21 protein-coding genes and 1 tRNA gene are annotated in these 23,200 nt (G+C 70.4%); 14 read left to right on the forward strand and 8 right to left on the reverse strand.

The window, feature by feature from the left end:
* The first annotated feature begins 12 nt into the window (after positions 1 to 12).
* From KIH74_RS33010 to KIH74_RS33025, 4 genes are all read left to right on the forward strand, one after another.
* Positions 13 to 630: a response regulator gene (locus tag KIH74_RS33010; protein ID WP_246573664.1), complete on the forward strand. Its 618-nt coding sequence runs from the start codon at positions 13 to 15 to the stop codon at positions 628 to 630.
* A 113-nt stretch (positions 631 to 743) separates the two neighbouring features.
* Complete coding sequence (locus KIH74_RS33015) at positions 744 to 1,628, forward strand: ABC transporter ATP-binding protein (protein WP_214160356.1); 885 nt, start codon at positions 744 to 746, stop codon at positions 1,626 to 1,628.
* Positions 1,625 to 2,911, forward strand: coding sequence for an ABC transporter permease (locus tag KIH74_RS33020; protein ID WP_214160357.1), 1,287 nt, complete (start codon positions 1,625 to 1,627; stop codon positions 2,909 to 2,911). The genes KIH74_RS33015 and KIH74_RS33020 overlap by 4 nt, the downstream gene beginning before the upstream one ends.
* Positions 2,912 to 3,244: 333 nt before the next feature.
* The gene (locus KIH74_RS33025; RefSeq protein ID WP_214160358.1) at positions 3,245 to 5,056 is read left to right on the forward strand and encodes a phosphoenolpyruvate carboxykinase (GTP); all 1,812 of its coding nucleotides are present in this window, start codon (positions 3,245 to 3,247) and stop codon (positions 5,054 to 5,056) included.
* 43 nt (positions 5,057 to 5,099) lie between these two features.
* Here KIH74_RS33025 and KIH74_RS33030 read toward each other — a convergent pair whose 3' ends face one another.
* Positions 5,100 to 6,128, reverse strand: coding sequence for a hypothetical protein (locus KIH74_RS33030; protein WP_214160359.1), 1,029 nt, complete (start codon positions 6,126 to 6,128; stop codon positions 5,100 to 5,102).
* 236 nt (positions 6,129 to 6,364) lie between these two features.
* Positions 6,365 to 6,455 (reverse strand) — tRNA-Ser (locus KIH74_RS33035).
* 330 nt (positions 6,456 to 6,785) lie between these two features.
* Between KIH74_RS33035 and KIH74_RS33040 the strand changes: the two genes are divergently transcribed.
* Positions 6,786 to 8,657, forward strand: coding sequence for an LCP family protein (locus KIH74_RS33040; protein ID WP_214160360.1), 1,872 nt, complete (start codon positions 6,786 to 6,788; stop codon positions 8,655 to 8,657).
* A 191-nt stretch (positions 8,658 to 8,848) separates the two neighbouring features.
* Complete coding sequence (locus KIH74_RS33045) at positions 8,849 to 10,396, forward strand: LCP family protein (protein ID WP_214160361.1); 1,548 nt, start codon at positions 8,849 to 8,851, stop codon at positions 10,394 to 10,396.
* Here KIH74_RS33045 and KIH74_RS33050 read toward each other — a convergent pair.
* The 3 genes from KIH74_RS33050 to KIH74_RS33060 all read right to left on the reverse strand — a co-directional run bounded on the left by KIH74_RS33050 (position 10,393) and on the right by KIH74_RS33060 (position 13,401).
* The gene (locus KIH74_RS33050) at positions 10,393 to 12,063 is read right to left on the reverse strand and encodes a long-chain fatty acid--CoA ligase (RefSeq protein WP_214160362.1); all 1,671 of its coding nucleotides are present in this window, start codon (positions 12,061 to 12,063) and stop codon (positions 10,393 to 10,395) included. The two genes, KIH74_RS33045 and KIH74_RS33050, sit on opposite strands and share 4 nt — an antisense overlap.
* A 94-nt stretch (positions 12,064 to 12,157) precedes the next feature.
* Positions 12,158 to 12,727, reverse strand: a complete 570-nt coding sequence (locus KIH74_RS33055) for a histidine phosphatase family protein (protein WP_214160363.1) — start codon at positions 12,725 to 12,727, stop codon at positions 12,158 to 12,160.
* A gap of 26 nt (positions 12,728 to 12,753) precedes the next feature.
* Complete coding sequence (locus KIH74_RS33060) at positions 12,754 to 13,401, reverse strand: ACT domain-containing protein (RefSeq protein WP_214160364.1); 648 nt, start codon at positions 13,399 to 13,401, stop codon at positions 12,754 to 12,756.
* 116 nt (positions 13,402 to 13,517) lie between these two features.
* Between KIH74_RS33060 and KIH74_RS33065 the strand changes: the two genes are divergently transcribed.
* The 3 genes from KIH74_RS33065 to KIH74_RS33075 are packed head-to-tail and all read left to right on the forward strand — an operon-like array spanning position 13,518 to position 15,445.
* Positions 13,518 to 14,006, forward strand: coding sequence for a DUF6328 family protein (locus KIH74_RS33065; RefSeq protein WP_214160365.1), 489 nt, complete (start codon positions 13,518 to 13,520; stop codon positions 14,004 to 14,006).
* Between the two features lie 40 nt (positions 14,007 to 14,046).
* On the forward strand, positions 14,047 to 14,847 hold the full coding sequence (locus KIH74_RS33070) for a GntR family transcriptional regulator (RefSeq protein ID WP_214160366.1): 801 nt from the start codon (positions 14,047 to 14,049) through the stop codon (positions 14,845 to 14,847).
* Positions 14,848 to 14,881: 34 nt separating this feature from the next.
* A complete protein-coding gene (locus KIH74_RS33075) occupies positions 14,882 to 15,445 on the forward strand; it encodes a hypothetical protein (protein WP_214160367.1) in 564 nt (187 codons plus the stop codon).
* A gap of 10 nt (positions 15,446 to 15,455) precedes the next feature.
* Here the strand turns inward: KIH74_RS33075 and KIH74_RS33080 are convergent, their stop codons facing one another.
* A complete protein-coding gene (locus KIH74_RS33080; protein ID WP_308114061.1) occupies positions 15,456 to 16,850 on the reverse strand; it encodes a glucose-6-phosphate dehydrogenase in 1,395 nt (464 codons plus the stop codon).
* 178 nt (positions 16,851 to 17,028) lie between these two features.
* Between KIH74_RS33080 and KIH74_RS33085 the strand changes: the two genes are divergently transcribed.
* The 3 genes from KIH74_RS33085 to KIH74_RS33095 all read left to right on the forward strand — a co-directional run bounded on the left by KIH74_RS33085 (position 17,029) and on the right by KIH74_RS33095 (position 18,376).
* Positions 17,029 to 17,757 (forward strand): DUF1275 family protein, encoded by a 729-nt coding sequence (locus KIH74_RS33085; RefSeq protein ID WP_214160369.1) that lies wholly within the window; start codon positions 17,029 to 17,031, stop codon positions 17,755 to 17,757.
* A gap of 22 nt (positions 17,758 to 17,779) precedes the next feature.
* Positions 17,780 to 18,010, forward strand: a complete 231-nt coding sequence (locus KIH74_RS33090) for a hypothetical protein (RefSeq protein ID WP_214160370.1) — start codon at positions 17,780 to 17,782, stop codon at positions 18,008 to 18,010.
* A 144-nt stretch (positions 18,011 to 18,154) separates the two neighbouring features.
* Complete coding sequence (locus KIH74_RS33095) at positions 18,155 to 18,376, forward strand: hypothetical protein (protein WP_214160371.1); 222 nt, start codon at positions 18,155 to 18,157, stop codon at positions 18,374 to 18,376.
* Between the two features lie 2 nt (positions 18,377 to 18,378).
* Here KIH74_RS33095 and KIH74_RS33100 read toward each other — a convergent pair whose 3' ends face one another.
* A complete protein-coding gene (locus tag KIH74_RS33100) occupies positions 18,379 to 19,089 on the reverse strand; it encodes a glycerophosphodiester phosphodiesterase (RefSeq protein ID WP_214160372.1) in 711 nt (236 codons plus the stop codon).
* A gap of 135 nt (positions 19,090 to 19,224) precedes the next feature.
* Here KIH74_RS33100 and KIH74_RS33105 point away from each other — a divergent pair, with 135 nt between their 5' ends.
* Positions 19,225 to 21,669: a putative bifunctional diguanylate cyclase/phosphodiesterase gene (locus KIH74_RS33105; RefSeq protein ID WP_214160373.1), complete on the forward strand. Its 2,445-nt coding sequence runs from the start codon at positions 19,225 to 19,227 to the stop codon at positions 21,667 to 21,669.
* On the opposite strand, the gene KIH74_RS33110 is transcribed toward KIH74_RS33105, so the two are convergent.
* On the reverse strand, positions 21,584 to 22,291 hold the full coding sequence (locus KIH74_RS33110; protein ID WP_214160374.1) for a DUF5710 domain-containing protein: 708 nt from the start codon (positions 22,289 to 22,291) through the stop codon (positions 21,584 to 21,586). The genes KIH74_RS33105 and KIH74_RS33110 overlap by 86 nt on opposite strands.
* Positions 22,292 to 22,407: 116 nt before the next feature.
* Between KIH74_RS33110 and KIH74_RS33115 the strand changes: the two genes are divergently transcribed.
* Entirely contained in the window at positions 22,408 to 23,190 is a 783-nt protein-coding gene (locus KIH74_RS33115; RefSeq protein WP_214160375.1) for a VOC family protein, read from the forward strand.
* Positions 23,191 to 23,200 lie beyond the last annotated feature (10 nt).

Genomic DNA, 23,200 nt, shown 5'->3' on the forward strand with positions numbered 1-23,200 from the left:
GACCAGGAGCTGATGCGGGCCGGGTTCCGCATGATCCTTTCCACCGAGCCGGATCTCGAGGTGGTGGGCGAGGCGGCGAACGGTGCCGAGGCGATCGAGCTGGCGGCGCTGCACCGGCCCGACGTGATCCTGATGGACGTGCAGATGCCGGGCACCGACGGCATCACCGCGACCCGGGAGATCACCGGCCGCTCCCCGGCCAGGGTGGTCATCCTGACCACCTTCGACCGGGAGGACTACCTGTTCGAGGCGCTGCGGGCGGGCGCGGCCGGGTTCCTGCTGAAGAACGCCAGCCCGGAGGACCTGATCAACGCGATCCGGGTGGTGGCCCGGGGCGACGCCATGCTGTCGCCGGAGCTGACCCGCCGGGTGCTCGACCGGTTCTCCGTCAGCCCGGGCACCGTGCAGCGCCCGGCCCTGCTCGACCTGCTGACCGAACGGGAGTGGGACATCCTGCGGCTGCTGGCCGCCGGGTCGAGCAACGCCGAGATCGCCAGGGAGCTGTACGTGGGCGAGGCCACGGTGAAGACCCACGTGTCCCGGGTGCTGTCGAAACTCGGCCTGCGCGACCGGGTGCAGGCGGTGGTGTTCGCCTACGAGAGCGGTGTGGTGACGCCCGGGGACCGGTAGGTCCGTCTGCCGGGGGACGGCCGGCGTCCGTCGCGCGCCGGACGCCCCGGCCCCCCGCGGAGCCGTAGTTTCGGTGGGGTCAGGAAGAAGACCCCACCACGGGAGCGCGGATCATGCTTGAGCTGGACGGCATCAGTCGTTCGTTCGACGGTCGCCGGGTCCTGGACGGCATCTCGTTCAACGTCGAGCCGGGCCGGCTCACCGGTTTCGTCGGCTCGAACGGCGCCGGCAAGACCACCACCATGCGGATCGTCCTGGGCATCCTCGCCCCGGACGCGGGCACGGTGATCTGGAAGGGCCGGCCCGCCGACCACGAGGCCCGCCGGCAGTTCGGCTACATGCCGGAGGAGCGCGGGCTCTACCCCAAGATGAATTCCCTCGACCAGCTGGTCTTCCTGGCCCGCCTGCACGGCCTCGACGCTGCCGGGGCCCGCCGCAAGGCCGTCGGCCTGCTGGAGCAGCTGGGCCTGGGCGAGCGGATGAAGGACAAGCTGGAGTCGCTGTCGCTGGGCAACCAGCAGCGCGTGCAGGTGGCCGCGGCGCTGATCCACGACCCGGTGCTGCTGGTGCTGGACGAGCCGTTCAGCGGCCTCGACCCGGTCACCGTCGACACGATGACCACGATTCTGCGCACCACCGCGGCCGGCGGGGTGCCGGTGCTGTTCTCCAGCCACCAGCTCGACCTGGTCGAGCGGATCTGCGACGACCTGGTGATCATCGCCGGGGGTGGCGTGGTGGCCCGCGGCACGGTGGCCGAGCTGCGCAACGAGCGGGCCGGCGCCCGCTACCGCCTGGTGCTGGGCGACGACGCGGGCTGGCTGCGCGACCTCGACGGCATCGAGGTGCTCGACGTGGACGGCCCCCGGGCCCTGGTCGAGCTGCCGGACGTGTCGCACGACCAGCGGCTGCTGACCGCCGCCGTGCAGCGCGGACCGGTGCACGAGTTCAGCCGTGTGGTCCCGGCTCTGGCCGACATCTACCGGGAGGTGTCCAAGTGATCGACACGATTCGCCTGATCGCCGGGCGGGAGATCACCACCAAGCTGCGCGACCGCGCCTTCATCATCTCCAGCGTCGTCATGCTGCTGCTGGTCGCCGGCGGCATCATCATCCCGGCGCTGCTGACCGGTGACGACGAGCACCCGTCCTACCGGCTCGCGGTGGCCGGGCAGACCGCCACCTCGGTCGGCGAGATCGCGCGCACCACCGGTGAGGCCGCGGTCCGGCTGGCCGATGAACAGGAGAAGGCCGACGACGAGGCCGGACAGGACGAGGTCGCGCAGCTGGTGCGGGCCGGCGAGACCGGCGTGCCCCCGGCCCGGGTGACGCTGGTCGGGGTCGGCTCCACCGACGCCGCCACCGCTGCCGTGCGCGACGGCACGGCAGACGCCGCCCTGGTCGAGAAGGCCGACGGCACAATGGAGATCGTCGGGACCGACGACGTGGACAGCGACCTGAGCACGCTGATCACACTCTCCGCCACGGCCGAGCAGACCCGCGCCGTGCTGGCCGACGCCGGGGTGGGTGACGACGTGATCGAGCGGCTGGGCAGCATGCAGGCGCCGTCGGAGCGTCTGCTGGAGGCCGGCGGCGAGAACGAGGGAGTCGCCCAGGTTCTGGGGTTCGCCTTCGCCTTCCTGTTCTACTTCACCGCCATCACCTTCGGCATGACGATCGCGCAGAGCGTGGTGGAGGAGAAGCAGAGCCGGGTGATCGAGATCCTGGTCGCGGCCACGCCGGTGCGGCTGCTGCTGGCCGGCAAGATCCTGGGTAACGCGGCGCTGGCCCTGGGCCAGGTGGCGCTGCTGCTGGCCATCGGCCTGGCGGCGGCCAGTGCCACCGGGCAGAGCGCGGCCGTCAGCATGCTGCTGCACTCCGGCGGCTGGTTCCTGCTCTTCTTCGCCTTCGGCTTCATCATGCTGAGCTGCGCCTGGGCGGCCGCCGGTTCGCTCGCGGCCCGGCAGGAAGACCTCCAGTCCACCACGGTGCCGATGCAGATCCTGCTGTTCGCCCCGTTCCTGCTCTCCTTCTATCTGAACGAGCCCGGCACCGGTCTGAAAATCCTTTCCTACGTTCCCTTCACGGCTCCACTGAGCATGCCCCGGCGGCTGCTGATCGAAGACGCGGCCTGGTGGGAGGCCCTGCTCTCGCTGGGCGTCATCGTGGTGACCGGCGCGCTGCTGATCGCCTTCGCCGCCCGGCTGTACGAGGGTTCACTGCTGCGCACCAGCACCAAGACCTCGATCGCCACGGCCTGGAAGCGCGACAAGACGTCTGCCTGAGCGGGCGCGAAACCCCGTCACCGATCGTGTCACCGGTCGGCGGCGGGGTTTCTTGCTGTCCGGACTCATGGGGTACCACCGCAATTTCCTTCATCGCCCCTGAAAGCTCTTGCAGGGCTATTTCCGCACGTCAGAGGCCACGAGGATTTTGTTGTCCGGACAGGTTCACAACACCTGTCCGGACAGGTACGGTGATGGCAATCCCGCGGACAATGACGTTCCGGTCACCGCTCGTAGCACCCGGACGCCATCCGGATCGAGGCGCGGTCGGTGCCGGGGCGCTGTCGGCCGGGCCATCGGGCCTGGCACCACTCCACGAGGAAAGGCAGCCCCGTGACGACGATCGACACCATCAGCGACGCCCCCACCACCCATCCCGGACTCCTGGCCTGGGTCGCCGAGACCGCCGCCCGGACCACCCCGGACCGGGTGGTGTGGATCGACGGATCGGCCGCACAGCACCAGAGTCTGATCGACGAGCTGGTCGCCGCAGGCACTTTCGTGAAACTGGAGAGGAAGCCGAACTCCTACTGGTGCGCCTCCGACCCCACCGACGTGGCCCGGGTGGAGGACCGCACCTTCATCTGCTCGCCCGACCGGGCCGACGCCGGGCCGACCAACAACTGGGCCGATCCGGGCGAGATGCGAGCCACCCTGCGCGAGCTCTACCGGGGCAGCATGAAGGGTCGCACGATGTACGTGATCCCCTTCGTGATGGGTCATCTCGATGCCGAGAAGCCGATGTTCGGCGTGGAGATCACCGATTCGCCCTACGTGGTGGTCTCGATGAACGTGATGGCCAAGACCGGCGCCCAGGTTCTCGAGAGAATGGGCGACGCGGCCGACTACGTGCCGGCCCTGCACTCGATCGGCGCCCCGCTGGAGCCCGGGCAGGCCGACGTGGCCTGGCCCTGCAACGACACCAAATACATCGTGCAGTTCCCGGAGAGCCGCGAGATCCAGTCCTACGGATCGGGTTACGGCGGCAACGCGCTGCTCGGTAAGAAGTGCTACTCGCTGCGCATCGCCTCGGTGATGGCGCGCGACGAGGGCTGGCTCGCCGAGCACATGCTCATCCTCAAGCTCACCTCACCGGCCGGCACGGTGAAGTACGTCGCCGCCGCGTTCCCGAGTGCCTGCGGCAAGACCAATCTCGCCATGCTGGAGCCGACGGTGCCGGGCTGGAAGGTGGAGACGCTGGGCGACGACATCGCCTGGATGCGCTTCGGCCGGGACGGTCGGCTGTGGGCCACGAACCCCGAGAACGGCCTCTTCGGAGTGGCTCCCGGCACCGGCTGGGACACCAACCCGAACGCGATGCGGGCGATCGCGGCGGGCGGTTCGGTGTTCACCAACGTGGCGCTGACCGACGACGGCGACATCTGGTGGGAGGGCATGACCCCGCAGCCCCCGGCCCACCTCACCGACTGGCACGGTGAGGACTGGACGCCGGACTCGGGAACCCTCAGCTCGCATCCCAATTCGCGGTTCTGCACGCCGATCCGCAACTGCCCGATCCTGGCCGAGGAGTACGACGACCCGCGCGGTGTGCCGATCTCGGCGATCCTCTTCGGCGGCCGCCGCAAGACCACGATCCCGCTGGTCACCGAGTCCCGGGACTGGACCCACGGCACCTTCATGGGCGCCACCCTGAGCTCGGAGACCACCGCCGCCGCGACCGGCGCGGTCGGCGTGGTGCGGCGCGACCCGATGGCCATGCTGCCGTTCATCGGCTACCACGCCGGTGACTACTTCCAGCACTGGATCGACGTGGGCAAGGGCGCCGACGCGGACAAGCTGCCGAAGATCTTCTACGTCAACTGGTTCCGGCGCGACGCCGACGGTGGCTTCCTCTGGCCGGGCTACGGCGAGAACGGCCGGGTGCTGAAGTGGGTGGTGGAGCGGCTGGAGGGCACGGCCGCCGCGGTGGAGACCCCGATCGGGCACGTGCCCGCCCCGGGCTCGCTCGACGTCGACGGGCTCGACCTGGACCAGGAGCAGCTGGCCGCCGCCGTGCGCGTCGACGCGGACGAGTGGCGGGCCGAGATCCCGCTGATCCAGGAGTGGTTCGACCGGATCGGGCCGAAGACTCCGACCACGCTGCTCACCGAGCTGGACGGGCTGAGGGCGCGACTCGGCCTCTGAGGCTGGGGCCCGGTCCACAACGACGTGGACCGGGCCCCGTATCTCACTCGTACAGAACGTATTCCGGCTTGGGTTTGAGCCCCAGCACCTGCTTCGGCGTCATCAGCCTGCCGTGCTCCCGGTCTTCCTCGTAGAACAGCTTGAAGCCGGTGTGGATGCCCTCGGGCAGCGGCTCGACCAGCTTGCGCCAGGTCTTCTCCTTGTCCTCACGCCCCCCGATGCCGTCCACGCTGAGCACGAACGCCAGGTTCTTGCGCACCCGGATGCCCGGCACGTCGCTGATGATGCGCGGGGCCAGCTGGTGCACCACGAACGCCTTCTGCGGCAGCCGGTGCTCGGTGACGAACTCCGACAGCCAGAGCGACACCTCGTTCAGCTCGGCCGCGCTGGTCCGGCCGTAGACGTGCCCGGGCCGCTGACCGGGGCCGACGGCCCACTCCGGGTCGAGCGCGATCCCGACGTCCGGCTCCGCCAGCCACTTCTGCATCGCCTTGACCTCGGTCAGGAAGTCGGCCCGGCCGGGCTGGATGTTCAGCAGCAGCAGTGCCTTGTTGCGGCGCGCGGCCTTCAGGTAGCGCCCGATCTCGGCATCGCTCGTGCGGGCCCGGTACTTCCCGTCCTTGCCCGGCGAGGCCTGCACCACGGTGGCGATCAGCTCCATCACCGGCATCGCCTCACGGCCGTCGGAGTCGTACTGCGCCCCGAGCTTCTCGATCTCCTCGGCCCGGTTCTGGAGATCACCGATGCCCAGCCGCCCGAACGACTTCGCTGCACCGCCGGAGTAGCCCACCAGCCGGTAACGGGGGAACAACTCGGTGCCACCCCGGGGCAGTTCTCGCGTGGCACCGCCGTTCGGTGTGGCGGTTGTCTCATCTGGGGACGACGAGGGGCCCGGGCTCTCACGCGCCGTGGTTCCGGCGGCCGGGACTTCGGCGGCCGGGGTGGCCGGAGCCGCCGCGGTGGTGCCCGAGGGCACGGTGCCGGCCGGGGCCGCGGATGCCGAGGTGTGCGCCGTCCCTGCTTGGCAGCCCGCCACCAGCAGGGACGCCGCCGCGACCGACGCCACCCCCACGCTCGTTCTCCGGTTCCCGAGGGACAGGGGCCGGACCGGACGCATAGGGGCACCTCCGTGTGCTGCGGGATCGCTGGTGGGCTCGCTGTGGGTCTGTTGTGAACCCGATGTGTCCCCATCCGACCACGGGGCGGCCTCTGTCCGCATCCGGGCGGTCGCTCCACACCGACACCGAAAAGCCTTCGGGCGCAAAGGAAGAGGGCCCTGCTGCGATGAGCAGCAGGGCCCTCTGTGCGCGGAGGCGGCGAGATTTGAACTCGCGATGGGGAATAACCCCCAAACCCGCTTAGCAGGCGGGCGCCATAGACCGGACTAGGCGACGCCTCCCCGTGATGCAGAAGGCTACCGGTCAAGCAGGTCCTGCGGCAAAGCCGCTGCCCCGGCGCGGCGTGCCGACCAGTTCGGGGGGTCGGAAGTGGCTAGCCAACACAGCCGGGAGCTTTATGGTTAGCCCCGAGGCCAGAAGTGTGCATACCGGGTGGATACGGCGCGAACCGACTTGTGTCACCTCGGTAACGATCGGCACATGTGACCCACGACACGGCGATGATGCGGTAACGAATTACCCAACTGCGACGAGGCAGTGGGGTGGAACCGGTGGTGCAACCACTTCCGGTCACACGTTCATCAGGATCATGAAGACGGCAGGAGGCGTGGGTGACGCAGGTCGAGCCCTTCTCGCGGCGCCCACGACGACCCGACAGCGATCAGGGTCAGGGCGAGCAGCGATCCGGTCACGGCCGGGGGGATTCCGAGAGCCGGTACGGCAACGACTCCGGCGGCGGGTACGACCCGCGGCCGAGACGTTCCGGCAGCCGGTCGCCCGGCGGCCGGGGCGCCGGGTACGACACCCGTGAGCCCGGCAACGGCGGTTACGAGCCCCGTCCGGGCCGGGAGAACCGGGAGCCCCGTGAAGGCCGGCGCTCCGACAGCCACTTCGAGCCCGACGACTACGGCTCCGGCCCGCGGCGCGGCGCCTCGGCGCCGCCCCCGGCCGACGACAGCCCGAAACGCGGCAGCCACGCCACCACCTACGGCCAGGGTTTCTCCTGGGTGGTGCTCTGGACCATCCTCGGCGCGCTGATCCCCGGCGCCGGCCTGATCGCCGCGGGCTGGCGCAGACTCGGCATCGCGGTGCTGGGCGTGCTGGCGGTCGGCGCGGCCGGTCTGGCGTTCTGGGCGCTCAGCGGCAACATCCTCGAACGTGGTGTCTCGTTCGCCGTGGACGCGCAGAAGCTGCTGATGCTGGCGATCGCAGCGGTCGTGATCGGCCTGCTCTGGGCCTTGATCATTCTGCTCACCAACAGCCAGCTGCGGCGCTACGCCACGCTGGACGGCAGCCAGAAAATCTTCAGCTGGGTGGTCGTGGCCGCCCTGCTGGTCGGCGTCGGCGTGCCCACCTACACGGTGAGCAACTACTCGCTCGTGCAGCGCGACCTGGTCAACAGCCTGTTCACCGGCGACGGCGACTCGGACGACAACGACGCCAAGCCGGACAGCGGCGCCTCCGACCCGTGGGCCGGTACCGACCGCATCAACGTGCTGCTGATCGGTTCCGACGCGGGCTCCACCCGCACCGGCATCCGGCCCGACACCCTGATCGTCGCGAGCATCCAGCCCTCCACCGGCAACACCGTGCTGTTCAGCCTCCCCCGCAACCTCCAGCAGGTGCCCTTCCGCGAGGGCAGCCCGGGCGCCCAGGCCTGGCCCAACGGCTACTACTGCCCCGAGGCCGGTGCCGGTGCCGAGTGCATGCTGAACGCCATCTGGCGCTGGGCCGAGGGCGACGGGGCCTCGTACTACTCCAAGTACAAGAACCCGGGTCTGCGGGCCACCGAAGACGCCGTCACCGGCGCCCTCGGCCTGGAGATCGACACCTACGCCATGCTCAACCTCGAGGGCTTCGCCGACTTCATCGACGCCATCGGCGGTCTCACGCTGAACGTCTACGAGCGGCTGCCGATCGGCGGTAACTCCAGCAACCCGGTCGCCAAGGCCTGGATCGAGGTCGGCGAGAACCAGAACATGGACGGCTACACGTCGCTCTGGTTCGCCCGGTCCCGCTGGAGCACCGACGACTACGACCGCATGCGCCGCCAGCGCTGCGTGATCGCCGCCGTCACCGAGCAGGCCGACCCGGTCACCATCGCCAAGAACTGGACCAAGATCGCCAAGGCCCTGAAGAGCAACATGGAGACGGGCATCCCGCAGTCCGACATCCAGGCCTGGGTCGAGCTGGCCACCCGGGTGCAGGGCGCCAAGGTCACCAGCCTCGCGTTCACCGCCGACGCGGTCGGCGGCAGCACCGTGACGCCGGACTTCGACCTGATGCGCACCAAGGTCAAGAAGGCGATCAAGAAGTCCGAGGCGTCGAAGAAGAAGGCCGCCTCCACCGCCACCGCCACCGCGAACCCGAGCGCCAGTGCGACGGCCAGCACCGACAGCGACAGCACCGGCACGAAGGCGACGGCCACACCGACCGAGTCCGCCAACTCGACCGGTGACGAGGACGTCTCCGAAGTCTGCTGACACGCCTCGTCCGGTCGGCCGATCCACGGATCGGCCGACCGGCGACGGCGGATCGGCCGGTCGCACACAAGTAGCCGGGTTGTCCGGCTTCGCCCCCCGAAGGTCCCCCGAGAGGGACTGCCGCGCAGGCATACTCACCGCTCAGTGCGCGATGCGCGGCTGTCCAGGCCACCCGCGTGCCAAGGGGTGGAATGTCCGACCTTCGGCAGCCGACCAGACTCCCCGGCGACGCCGCGGGAGGGCAGTCGTTCGCCGACCCGTACCCGTACGGCGGCCCGGTCGTCTCGACCGGCCGGCGGGGCAGCCACGCCACCATGCGCGGGCAGGGCTTCTCCTGGGTGCTCGGCTGGACCATCGCCGGCTCACTGCTGCCCGGCACCGGCCTGCTGGCCGCGGGCTGGCGGCGGGTAGGCGGATTCCTGCTCGGGCTGAGCGGAGCCGGGCTGCTGGCCCTGGCCTGGCTGGCGCTCGACGGGCATCCGCTCGACCGGTTGCAGAGCCTGGTCGTCGACCCGGAACGGCTCACCGCGATCACCGTCGCGATCGGCGTGATCGCCTCGCTCTGGGTCGGCTCGATCCTGCTCACCCACACCCAGCTGCGCCGTTACGCCGCGCTCAGCTCCGGCCAGAAGATGTTCTCCGGCGTGGTGGTGACGGCTCTGGTCGCGGCCGTGGCGATGCCCGCCTACCAGGCCGGGCGGTACGCGCTGATCGGCCGTGACCTGGTGGACACGGTGTTCCGCGACAGCGTGGACGCCGAGACCAGCACCGCGCTGAACGACACCGGCGAGGCCGACCCGTGGGCCGGCACGCCGCGGGTGAACGTGCTGCTGATCGGCTCGGACGCGGGGGCGGACCGGATCGGCATCCGGCCGGACACGATGATCGTGGCGAGTACCGACACGCACTCGGGCAACACCGTGCTGTTCAGCCTGCCGCGCAACCTGGAGAACGTGCCCTTCCCGCTCGGCACCCCCGGGAACAGCGCCTGGCCGGACGGATTCAACTGCGGCGACGAGTGCCTGCTGAACGCGATCTGGACCTGGGCCGAGGGGCCCGGCTCGGGCTACGAGAGGTTCCGCAACCCGGGCCTGGCCGCCACCGAGGACGCGATCGAGGGCGCCACCGGCCTGAAGATCGACACCTACGCGATGCTCAACCTCAAGGGGTTCGCCGAGTTCGTGAACGCGATCGGCGGGCTCTCGGTGAACGTGCGCGAGCGGCTGCCGATCGGCGGCGACAGCGACCCGTCCTCACCCGTGTACCACGTGGCCACCGGCGGCTGGATCGAGACCGGCGAGAAGCAGCACCTGGACGGCTACCACGCGCTCTGGTTCGCCCGGTCCCGCTGGTCCAGCGACGACTACTCGCGCATGCAGCGTCAGCGGTGCGTGATCGGGGCGTTCGTCGACCAGGTCGACCCGGTGACGGTGGCCCTCCAGTTCCCCAAGCTGGCCAAGGCCGCCAAACACAACATCACCACCGGCATACCGCTGCGCGACCTGGACGCCTGGGTCGAGCTGAGCAAGCGGGTGCAGGGCGGGAAGGTGACCAGCCTGCCGTTCACCCGGGAGGTGGTGAACGTGGCCTACCCGGACTTCGACAAGGTGCACCGCCTGGTCGAGCGGGCGATCGGCAGTTCCGAGCGCAGTACTCCCGGCGATTCGGACCGGCCTGCGAAACCAGCGGCCCCGCAGGCCAATCCGAACAAGGCCCAGGACGTGAGGGCGGTCTGCTAGGAGAGGGTCCTCTCGGCCTTCTCCGGCAGCAGCACGGTCAGCGCCCCCTCGGCGTAGCGGGCGCGCAGCACCTTCTTGTCGAACTTGCCCACGCTGGTCTTGGGCACCTCGGTGACGAACGCCCAGCGCTCGGGCACCTGCCAGTGCGCCACCCGGGTCTCCAGGTAGTCCCGCAGCTCCGTCACGTCCGGCTGCTGCCCCTCGGCCGGCACCACGACGGCCAGCGGCCGCTCACCCCACTTGTCGTCGGGCACGCCGACCACGCTGGCCTCCTGCACCCCCGGGTGCCCCATCAGGGTGTTCTCCAGGTCGATCGAGCTGATCCACTCGCCACCCGACTTGATCACGTCCTTCGCCCGGTCGCTGATCGTCAGGTAGCCGTCGGGGGTGAGGCTGCCGATGTCGCCGGTGCGCAGCCAGCCGTCGTCGAACTTCTCCTGCGTGGCAGGGTCGTCCTCGCGGAAGTACGAGCCGGTGATCCACGGTCCGCGTACCTCGACCTCGCCCACCGACTCGCCGTCCCAGGGTTGCCGCGTGCCGTCCGCCCCGATCAGCCGGGCCTCCACGTGCAGGGCGAGCCGCCCCTGGCTGTGCCGGTACTCCCAGTACTCCTCGCCCTCGGCGCCGATCGGTGGGATGGCGACCGTACCCAGCGGCGAGGTCTCGGTCATTCCCCAGCCGTGCAGGATGGTGATGCCGTGCCGGTCGTGAAAGGCGTGCATCAGCGCGGGCGGGCAGGCCGAGCCGCCGATGATCACGTTGTTCAGGCTGCTGACGTCGATCTCCGGATGGGCGTCGAGGTGGTCCAGCACCCCGGTCATCAGGGTGGGCACGGCGCCGCCGCAGGTGACCCGCTCCGAGGCGATCATCGCGACCAGGGGCTCGGGCTGGAGGAAGCGGTCCGGCATGATCACGCTGGCGCCGGAGATCATCGAGGCGTAGGCCAGGCCCCAGGCGTTGGCGTGGAACAGCGGCACGACGGCCAGGGCCCGTGAGGCCTGGCTGAGCCCGAGCGAGTTGCTGCCGGCACAGAAGGTGGCGTGCAGCAGGTTGGACCGGTGCGAGTAGACGACGCCCTTCGGGTTGCCGGTGGTGCCGGACGTGTAACACATGAGGGCGCCGTCGTTCTCGTCGAGCACCGGCCAGTCGAAGGTGTCGGGCTGGGCATCGAGCAGGGCCCGGTAGTCGTGCACCTGGCGCCGGCCGTCACCGCCCAGCGCCTGCCTCACCTCGTCCGGCACCGGCCCGTTCACCACCACGTGCTCGACCAGCGGCGTGTGCTCGAGCAGCGCGGAGAACGGCTGGGCCAGGGAGTTGTCGACGAAGACCACCCGGTCCTCGGCATGGTTCACGACATAGACCATCTGCTGCGGGAACAGCCGGATGTTGATGGTGTGCAGCACGGCACCGGCGGCCGGGACACCGAGGTAGAGCTCGAGATGCTCCTCGTTGTTCCACATGAACGAGCCGACCCGCTGATCACCGTCCACCCCGAGCGAGCGCAGGGCGTTCGCCAGCCGGCGGCAGTCCCGCGCGACGTCGGCGAACGACGAGCGACGCGGGCCACCGGCACCCCAGGTCACCACCTCGGAGCCGGGATAGACGGTGCCCGCGTACTCGATCAGGCGGGAGGTCAGGAGCGGGACGTTCTGCATCGTGCTGCGCATGCGAAATCACCTCGTCGTGACGTGGGACACATCGAAGCGTGCAACGTGTACGGCTCGCGCCTGGTTTCCTCCGCCGGAGGCCGATCGGAGAAAGTCAGCCGTTCCACCGGTCGATGATCGGGGTACCACGATCCCAGCCGAGCACGCTCAGCGTCGAGGTCTGAAGAGCCAGGTGGGCTCCCAGGGCGGCGTCCTGCTGGAGCCAGCGGGCGGCCAGCACCCGCAGGAAGTGGGCGTGGGCCACCAGCACGGCCCGGTCCGGAGCCTCGTCACGGACCCGCCGGATCACCGCGTCGGCGCGGTCCGACACCTGGGCCAGGCTCTCCCCGCCGGGCACCGGCGAGTTCCAGATCCACCAGCCCGGGGACCGCTCCTGGATCTGCGCGGTGGTGATGCCCTCGTAGTCGCCGTAGTCCCACTCCAGGGCGTTCGGCTCGGGCTTCGGGTCGAGTCCGGCCAGCTCAGCGGTGCGCCAGGCACGTTGCAGCGGGCTGGCCAGCTGGAGGTCGAAGTGCACGCCGGCGATCCGGGGTGCCAGGGTGGCAGCCTTCTTCTCTCCCTCGGGGAGCAGAGGCAGGTCGGAGCGGCCGGTGTGCCGGCGGTCGCGGCTCCACTCGGTCTCGCCGTGCCGGATCAGCCAGAGTTCGGGTTCATGCGAGGTCACGGGCCCGATCTTCACACGACAACTGTCTAGACCGGTGCAAGAACCGTTCCGACGATCTGGCCGACCTGCCCCAGCCGCCACAGTTCGGAGCGGTGGAAGTCGAGTCCGGACGAGCGCACCAGCACCAGGGCGAGCGGTCCGGCGCCGATCGGCACCAGCGCGGTGCCGCTGTACGGCTCGGCCGCGCCGGGGGCAGTCATCCGGACCGTGGCCAGGCGCAGCGGAGAGGTCAGCACGACCTGCTCCGGGCCGGGTGCGGCCACGCTGACGGTCAGCACCGAGACCACCGAGGCCAGGTCCTGCCTGTACTCCACCAGGGCGGCCCAGTCGGCGCCGAAGGAATGCGGGGCGCCGTCGACCAGCGTCTGGAGGCCGCGTTCCGGGCGGGACAGCACCTGGTCGATCAGGCCCAGGTCGGCGTGGCCGGTGACCGGGGGCGCGGGGTGCTGCACGCCGGTGACGTTCACCCCGGCCAGGGTGCCGAGGTGGGCGGCGACCCGCTCCAGGTGGGCCAGGTCGCGCACCCGCACGAACACGTCGTCGAGGGCCCGGCCGGACTCGCTCTCCAGCACGTCGATCTCGGCGATGTCGGCGCCGAGCGATCCGATGGCGGTGGTGACCCGGCCGAGGCTGCCGGGCCGGTCCGGGACGCTGAACCGTACGCGCGCGAGCAACCGGGCCTCCTGTGTCGATGAGGCGTTCAGGATTTCACATCCCGCTGATCGGAAACGGCCCGGATGAGATGCATCACGACCGGCACGACAGCCCCACAACCAGCAGAATTCACCCGATGAACACACACAGACCCGACGAGACCCCCGACGAGCGGGCCGACCGCAACTTCGGCGACGTCCTCCAGGAACTACGGGTGACCCAGACCGGCGTCCAGATTCTGTTCGCCTTCCTGCTCACCCTCCCGCTCCAGAGCCGCTTCGAGACGCTGGACGAATGGGAGCGGGACATTTACGTGGCCTCCCTCCTGTTGTCGGCCGTCGCCACGATCTGCCTGATCGCGCCGGTCGCCTATCACCGGGCGATGTTCGCCCGGCACAAGAAGCCGAAGGTGGTCGAGGTGGCCTCGCGGTTCGCCGTGGGCGGGCTGTTCTTCCTGGCCCTGGCCATCTGCTGCGCGGTCGACCTGGTGCTCGACCTGGTGCTGGGACGAGGAGTCGCCCTGGGCATCGCCGGGCTGCTCGGCACGCTCATCCTGCTCACCTGGGCGGCCTTCCCGCTGCTGGAACGTACCGGCGAGAACCAGCGGGGCCCCGGAGACCATTAAGCTACTGCCGTAGATTCACATCGGCCCGGAGGTGGTCACCGTGACGGGGCCGGACGAGGTCCATGCCCTCGATCGCTCGAGTCCCATGCCGCTCTGGGCACAGCTCCAGCAGGAGCTCACCCGCCGGCTACAGGCTGGAGCGTTCGACCAGGAGTTCCCAGGGGAGCTCGAGCTCGTCGAGGCCTACGCCGTCTCCCGCTACACGGTGCGCGAAGCGCTGCGCCGGCTGCGGGAGTCGCGTCTGATCGACTCGGCCAAGGGCCGTGGTTCCTGGGTGCGCCGGGGCGGTGACACCAACCCGCCGCTGGGCAGCCTGTACTCGCTGTTCCGCGAGGTGGACGCGCAGGGCATCCTCCAGCGCAGCATCGTGCTGGCGCAGGAGATCGTGACCTGGGCCGCCGCCGCCGAGGAGCTCGGCCTGACACCCGACACCCCGCTGTTCCACCTGGAACGCATGCGCCTGGCCGACGAGCTGCCGATGGCGCACGACCGCACCTGGATCCCGGCCGAGATCGCCAGCCCGCTGCTCGACGTCGACTTCACCGTCTCCGGTCTGTACGACGAGCTGGCGGCGCGGTGCGGCGTGGCGATGGCGGGCGGCCGGGAGCGGATCGGGGCGATCCTGCCCACGCAGCGCGACCGCGACCTGCTGGCCGTGCCGCCTGACGTGGCCTGTTTCCAGATCGAGCGGGTGAGCACCGTGCAGCAGCGGCGCATGGAGTACCGCCACACGGTGGTGCGGGCCGACCGCTACTCGGTGCTGGCCGAGTGGTCGCCGCAGGGCTACACGGTGGCGGCCGAGCCGCTCGACGGGCCCCCGAAGGCGTCGTCCGAATCCTGATCCGCCCAGAACTGAAGACGGCGAGGAGCCCGCGATGACCCTGGCCTACACCTTCTGGCACCGTCCGCAGACCGGGATCGGCGCCGAGGGGTACGAACGCGACCTCGCGCTGTTCCACGAGCGGCTGGCGATGCTCGGCGGGGGGCAGGTGCCGGGCTTCGCCGGGTCGTACTCCCTGCGGGTGCCGCCCCTGCCCTGGCAGGACAGTGAGGGGTACGAGGACTGGTACCTGGTCGACGACTTCGCCGCACTCGGGGTGCTGGCCGAGGCCGCGGTCGACCCGACCCGGCTGGAGCGGCACGACGCGCTGGCCGGCGCCGTGCTGGACGGTGCGGGAGGGCTCTACGGCCTGCGGGCCGGGCGCACGCTGCCGGCCGAGGGCACCTGGGTGGGCTGGGCCCGCAAGCGCCCGGGCATCGGCTACGCCGAGCTGTTCTCCGACCTGGAGACCCGGGTGGAAACCGGCTCGCTGAGCGCGGTCTGGCAACGTCAGCTGGTGCTCGGGCCGGCCCCGGAGTTCCGGCTGGAAGGCGCGGGACCGGTCGACGTGGCCGGGCTGGAGCCGGTGCAGGCGCTCAGCACCTCCCCGATCCGCTGACGGCCGGGACTCAGCCGATCAGCCAGCCGGTGGGCGCGGCCAGTTCCCGCGCCGCCTCCGGGCCCATGCTGCCCGGCTCGTACGGGTGCGGTTCGGGCTTGTCCCGCAGGATCGGGTCGACCACCCGCCAGGCCTGCTCCAGCCCGGCGCTGCTGGTGAACAGCGAGCGGTCGCCGGTGAGCACGTCGTTGAGCAGGGCCACGTAGGGATCCAGCGGATCGGCGTCCTTCACGTCCTTGAGCTCCAGCGTCTGCCGCACGGTGGCCAGGCGGATGCCCGCACCGGGCCGCTTCAGCACGAAATCGGCCTCCAGCGAACCGGATCCGGCCAGCGACAGGCTGATCGCGCCGGGCTCCTCCGGGGTCGGCAGCGGACCCTCGACCGGCTTCAGCAGCAGGCTCACCCGCTGCTCGCCGACGGCCAGCCGCTTGCCGGTCCGCAGCAGGAAGGGCACACCGTGCCAGCGGGCGGTGTCGATCCAGAGCCGCACCGCGCAGAACGTGTCGGTCCGCGAGTCGTCGGCCACGCCCTCCAGGTCGCGGTAGCCCTCGAACTGGCCGAGCACCACGTCTTGCGGTGTGAGCGGGCGGAACGCGGCGATCACCGATTCCCGCGCCTGCTGGAGGTCTTCCGCCCCGAGGCTGAGCGGCGGCTCCATCGCGACCTCGGCGGCGACCTGGATCAGGTGGGTCACCACCATGTCCCTCAGCGCGCCGGTGGCGTCGTAGAACGCCGCCCGGTTGGCCACGTCGAGGGTCTCCGGCACGTCGATCTGCACGGCGGCCACGTGGTCGCGGTGCCACACCCCGGCGAAGGTCTGGTTGGCGAACCGCAGCACGTGCAGGTTCTGCGTGGCCTCCTTGCCCAGGAAGTGGTCGATGCGGAAAATCTGTTCCTCGTCGAGGATCTCGTGCACGGTGTCGTCGAGCTGCCGGAACCCGTCGGGCGAGGTGCCGTAGGGCTTCTCGAACACCACCCGGGCCCGGTCGGTGAGGCCGTGCTGCTTCAGTGCCTTCGCGGTCTGCTCGAAGGCCACCGGCGGAATCGCCAGGTAGTGAACGAAGTTCGGCTCGGCCTCGTCGTCCAGTTCGTCTTCCACGTCACGGATGACATCGAGCAGGCTGCCCGGCCCGGACTCGTCGAACCCGCCGCCCGCGAACAGCAGGCGCCGCGAGAAGTCTTGCCAGACATCCTCTTCCACGCCCGATCCGTACTGCTCCAGGCTGTCGCGCACCTTCTGCCGGAAGTCCTCGTGGGCCACGTCGCCGCGCCCGTTGCCGATGAGCCGCCACTGTGGCGGCAGCAGGTTCTTGCGCGCCAGCGTGTAGAAGGCGGGCAGCACCATCCGGGCGGCGAGGTCGCCGGTGGCGCCGAACAGCACGAAGATCGTCGCAGGCTCGGTCACGGCCCGAGTCTCGCCCAGGATCAGGGGGCTCGCCATCCGTCCCGCAATCCGCCGGACGGATTGGATCCACGTGACCAACCCGACTCCGGAACCCGGGCTTCTTGCGGATAACGTCACGTGGTGGTGGGCCCGGAGCGATCGGGCCCGCGTCAGCAGCTTCCCGAGGAGACATCCGGTCATGGCCATCGAGCACGACGAACAGGCCCTCACGCAGGCCCGGGCCGCGGCCGGGCAGGCCCGTGACCGGGCCGCGGTGTCGCTGGCGTTCGTCAGCGGCGCGACCGACGCGACCGGCCTGCTCGCGCTCGGCGGCACCTTCACCAGCGTGATGACCGGCAACCTGGTGCTGTTCGGCAGCGGCCTGGCCCAGGGCGAGTCGGAGGTCTGGGGGCACGCCGCGGCCGCCATCGCGGCGTTCGTGATCGGCGCCGCCATCGGCACCCGGGTCGCGGGCACCTCGGTCAAGACCGACCCGGTCTGGCCGGCCGCGGTGAACCGCGCCCTGCTGGTCGAGCTGGTGGTGTTCGCCGTCTACGCGATCCTCTACTGGGCCAACGGCAATCACCCCGAGGGCACGCTGATGGCGATCCTGCTGGCGATGAACGCCTTCGCCCTGGGCATGCAGAGCAGCGCGATCCAGCGCTACGGCGTCTCCGGCCTGTCCACCACCTACATGACCGGCACACTGACCACGCTGGTCATCCGTCTGGCCTCGGGCCGCCCGCTGCGCGACGTCGCGCACGCCGGCACCCTGCTGATCTCCCTGGTCGTCGGCGCCGCCGCGGCCGCCGCCGCCCTGCGCTGGGCCGAGGGCCTGGTGCCGGTGCTCCAGCTCGCCGGGGTGGCCTTCGCGCTGGGTCTGGGCGTGTGGACGACCCGCAGGCACGGTCAGTCACCGCGGGCCTGAGCGGGCCTGACACAATCGGCGCGTGCCCGATTTCAAGCTGACCCCCCGCACCCGCATCTGGATCGCGGTCTGGCTGGCCGGCCTGATCGCGATCGTGCTGGTCACCGTGCTGACCGACGTCAACGACACGATGGCCGGCGGGGTGCTCGGCGCCTGGTGCGGCCTGGCGATCGCGGCCGTGATGGTGATGCGTGAGCGGGCCAAGAAGCAGCAGCCGACCAAGCTGGCCCGCGAGCGTTACGGCCGTCGCTGACCAGCGAGCCGGCCGGCCGAAGCCACACCGGCCCGAAACCACACCGGCCCGAAACCGCACAGCCTCACCCGAGGCCGCACCCGGGTCCGAGGTGACCGGATCGTGACTGCCGCAGGCCGCTGACCTGCCGGTAGATTGACCCGTATGACCAAGGATCAGCGTCTGAGGATCGTCTTCTGGTCCGTGTTCGGCTTCCTCGGCATGATCCGGGCGGTCTACGGCGCCATCAACGGCGAGGTCTTCGGACTGGTGCTCGGCCTGCTCTGGTGCCTCTTCGGCGGCTGGAAGGCCTGGACCGAGGCCAAGCGTGTGGACGAGCAGGTGGCTCTCCAGAAGCAGCCCGACCGTCCCGGCAAGCGCCGCTGACCTCAGCCGGTCGTCCGGCCCACCTGCGGGTCGGCCTCGCGCACGTCGATCACCCGGGGTGCGGCCGCGGCCATGGCAGTGAACACCTCCGGCAGGTCCGAGGTGACGCCGTCCACCCCCGCCGCCACCAGCTCGAGCGCCCGCTGCGGGTCGTTGACGGTCCAGGCCATCACCCTGCCCAGCCGGTGCAGCCGGTCGATCGTGTCCGGCGTCAGGTAGGGGTGCCGGACGGTGACCGCGTGACCGGGCGCCGCGTCGTCTTCCAGCAGACTGCGCAGGGCCCACGGGCTGGCCACGCTGCGCCAGGTGCGGAAACCCTCGCGCTCCAGCTCTTCCAGCGAACGCCAGTTCTTGCTGCTGGCGTGGCAGCGGGCCGGGTCGAGGCCGAGCGTCAGCAGTTTGCGCACCAGCCGGAATGCCTCGGTGCCGCGGTCGCACTTCAGGTCGAGCAGGATCTCGACGTGCGGGGGCAGCAGCTCGGCCACGGCCTCCAGCGGGGGGCCGGCCGGGTGCCGGGAGAACGAGAACCGCCAGGCGTCGTGACGGAACCAGGGCAGACCGGTCAGGAACGGGATGTCGTGGGACAGCACGATCTCGTCGTCGGCCGCGAGCATCACGTCGACCTCGAACACGTTGGCACCGGCCGCGACCAGGGCTTCGCAGCCGGAACGCTCGGCCGGCGTACGGTGCGCGATCATCAAGGGGGTCACCACACCCCGATTATCGACGACGCCGCCGGGCCGGGTCAGACGCGAAGGGGTTACCAGTACCCAAAGGTTGTCGGTATCGGAGCTGGATTCAGGGCTGATCCGGCTTGACTGGCGCGCCCTCCCCGCCGAAACCTCGATATGCCCTTCAGCCTGCGCCGGGACCGGACCATCGCGCCGGATCAGGTGCGCAGGTACACCCGCACCGCGGTGATCGCCCTGTTGTTCCTGTTCGCGCTGGTCGCGGCCAGCTACACGGCCGAGCGCGCCCGCTCCCAGGGCGAACAGGCGCAGCACCGGATGGCCGTGATCCTCGGCCGGTTCCACGCCCAGGACGCGGTGCAGTGGCGGGTGGTCAGCGGGCGCTCCAACCCCGGTTCGGCCCTCTCCTGGCTGAACCAGAACCGCGAGGACACCGTGTCGGCGATCAGCTCGCTGCACGCCCCCGGGCTCCGGCGCACCCAGATCGAGGCGCTGATCAGCAACTACCAGCGCTACGGTCGGGCGGTGGACCATGAGATGGGCATGGTCAACGACGGCCGGGCCGACCTGGCCGCCACCTACGCCGTGGACTACGTGGACCCGGTGTTCGAGGAGACGCAGCGCCGGCTGGCCGGGATGGGCCGTCAGGTGGAGGCCTCCACCCGCCGGTCCGAGCGGCTGGCCGAGGTCGGCACCGCGCTGAGCTTCGCCCTGGCCGTGGTCCTGATCCTGCTGCTCGGGGGCGGGCGGCGGTTCGCCCGGGTGATCGCGGAGACCCGGGCACGCGGCATCGAGCGGTACCGGATGCTGGCCGCCGAGTCGTCGTCGATGGTCGTGGTGCTGCACCGGGACGGGTACGCGCGGTTCCTGACCCCGGCCGCCGAGCGCATGCTGGACACCGGACCGACCAAGGACGGGCTGGTCGATCGCAGTGACATCGTGCTGCGGCGGATCCACCCCGACGACCGGCACCTGCTGCTGACCAGTCTGGTGACGGTCCGCCCGGACTCCCGGCCGCTGCGCTCGGAGATCCGCTGGCGCGCCGTGGACGTGGCGGACGGGGAGAAGGACGAGCACGGCACCTGGCGCATCTACGAGGTGTCGTTCCGCGACCACACCGACGAGCCCTGGGTGCAGGGCGTGCTGGTGACCGCGCACGACATCACCCGCCAGCGAGAGCTCCAGAACGAGATCCAGCGCCGGGCCCTGCACGACGACCTGACCGGCCTGCCGAACCGCGCCCTGCTGACCGACCGGATCCAGCAGGCGCTGCGCGACGGCTCCCGGCACGGCATCCGGCTCGGGCTGATGATCATCGACCTGGACCGGTTCAAGGAGATCAACGACACCCTCGGCCACCACTACGGCGACGAGCTGCTGATCCAGGTCGGCGAGGCGCTGAAGCGGGCCCTGCGCGGCGTCGACACCGTCGCCCGCCTCGGTGGGGACGAGTTCGCCGTCCTGCTGCCCCAGGTCAGCGACATCAACGGAGCCTGCGCGGTGGCCTGGAAACTGCATGACGCGCTGGAGGACTCGTTCGTGGTGGAGGGGGTGGAGCTGGACGTGGAGGCCAGCATCGGTGTGGCGGTCTCCGACCTGGGCACCGAGGACGTCGCGGACTCGGCCGCCGCCCTGCTGCAACGGGCCGACGTGGCGATGTACGTGGCCAAGGGCCGCAGCACCGGTGTGGCCGGCTACGACCCGCGCGACGACGTGAACACGATCGAGCGGCTGGCCCTGCTCGGCGACCTGCGCCGGGCGCTCAGCAACGACGAGCTGTTCCTGGTGTACCAGCCGAAGATCTCGCTCACCGACGGTGCGCTCGGCTCGGTCGAGGCGCTGCTGCGCTGGCGCCACCCGGTGCGCGGCATGGTTCCCCCCGACAAGTTCATCCCGCTCGCCGAGAACACCGGGCTGATCGGCACTCTCACCAAGCACGTGCTCGACACCGCCCTGGCTCAGGCACGCACCTGGATGGACGCCGGGCTGCCGCTGAACATCGCGGTGAACACCTCGGCCCGCAACCTGCACGACGAGGAGTTCGACCGCACCGTGCGCAGTCTGCTGATCAAGCACGGGGTCTCGCCCTCGACCCTGATCCTGGAGGTCACCGAGAGCGCACTGATGGCCGACCCGGTGCGCGCCACCCAGCTGCTGGAACGCCTCCACGCGCAAGGCATCTCGATCTCCATCGACGACTTCGGGGCCGGCTACACCAGCATCAAGCAGCTCCGCAACCTGCCGATCAGCGAGCTCAAGGTGGACCGGTCGTTCGTGCAGGCGATGGAGCAGGACGAGGGCGAGGAGCTGATCGTGCGCAGCGTGATCGAGCTGGGCCGCAACCTGGGCCTGACCACCGTCGCCGAGGGCGTCGAGACCCCCGATGCGCTGGTCCGGCTCGCCTCGTTCGGCTGCGACATCGCGCAGGGCTACGTGCTGGCCAGGCCGATGCCGGCCGAGGACCTGGACCGCTGGCGCGCGGAATGGCGCGGTCTGCCGACGGTTTCGGACGCCGGGCTCACCACCGCTTCCGCGACTCCCGGTACAGCCCCTCCCGCGCGGCCGCCGGCCGGTCCTGCGCACTCGGCGGCGGGGTCACCGTGACCCCGGTGTCGGTGAGAATGGACAGGTCCAGCGTCCAGGGGTGCGTGGAGCGGCGGTAGAACGTCTCGGTGGCGACCTCGATCAGGATGCTGATGTCGCTCGCGCCCAGACCGGTCACCTTCTGGAGATGGGAGCGGGCGGCGGAGCTGCGGCCCCGGATGCCGGCCAGGCCGTAGTGCGTGGCGGTGTGGCAGTCGCTGCACAGGCAGATCAGCCGGCCGAGCCGCTGCACCTGCGTGGCCTCGTCGTAGGCCCAGCGCTCGTGCACCTCCAGCCAGCGGCGGGCGGCCCGGTCCTCGGGGGCGCCGCAGGTCTCGCACCGCTGCCCGGCCCGGGCCGTGACCATGCGCCGGATCCGCTCCCAGTCACGCGGCGCGACGCACGAGCGGACGTTCGTGAACCAGCAGGTCGAGGGCACCATGTCGACGAACAGACCAGGGCCCAGCGTGCGGTCCTCACCCGGCAGCAGATCGGGCAGGGGCGCCGCCGCAGTCCACGGTTCCAGGTCGGCCATCCCGGGGCGCGGCGCGTACCAGCACCTCGCCGCCGGGTCCCACTTCGCTCCCGCGGCCTTGGCCTGGTCCTTCTCCTCGAACGGCACGTCCAGCCAGATCCGGTCCATCGCCCCATCGACCCATGACGCGCGGCGCAGCGTCAAACCGCCGAAAAACCGAACGTCACAGCAAGATCACACTACGCTGTGGCAGCGCACTGACCGTGACCACCCGAGGAGACGCCATGCCCTTCCGTGAGAACGCCCCGTCCGGTGCCCCGGTCTGGTTCGATCTGAGCAGTTCCGACCCGGAACGGATGCGCGACTTCTACGCCGCGGTGTTCGGCTGGACCTACGAGGTCACCGGCGAGGAGTTCGACAACTACGTGATGTTCCGGCACCGCGGCCACGACGTGGCCGGGATGATGGGCAAGCCCGCGCCGGAGATGCCCGACGCCTGGAACATCTATCTGAGCAGCGACGACGTGAACGAGACCGTCCGCAGGGCGGAGAAGGCGGGCGGCTCGGTGATCCTCCAGCCGATGGACGTGGGCACCATCGGCAGCATGGCCTTCGTTCAAGACACCTCCGGGGCGTTCCTGGGCGTCTGGCAGCCGAAAACCCACCGTGGTACCCAGATCTGGGGTGAGGCGGGCGCGCCTTACTGGGTCGAGATGCACGCCACCGACTACCCGGCCGCCACCTCGTTCTACCGCGACGTCTTCGACTGGCAGATCCAGGTCACCGGTGACAGCGACGATTTCCGCTACTGCCTGCAAATAGTGGACGGCGAGCAGCTGGCCGGGATCATGGACGCCACGTTCCTCCCGCCGGGGGTGCCGGCCAACTGGCACTTCTACCTGGGCTGCGAAGACGTGGACGCCACGCTGGCCGCGGTCGAGAAGCACGGCGGCACCGTCAACATGCCGCCCGAGGAAACACCTTTCGGCCGGCTCGCCGGGGTGGCCGATCCGGGTGGGGCGGGGTTCATGCTCACGTCGCTGTCCGACTGGAAGTCGCGTTCCTAGGCCGGTCCTA

The sequence above is a fragment of the Kineosporia corallincola genome, assembly GCF_018499875.1.
GTDB classification, from domain to species: domain Bacteria; phylum Actinomycetota; class Actinomycetes; order Actinomycetales; family Kineosporiaceae; genus Kineosporia; species Kineosporia corallincola.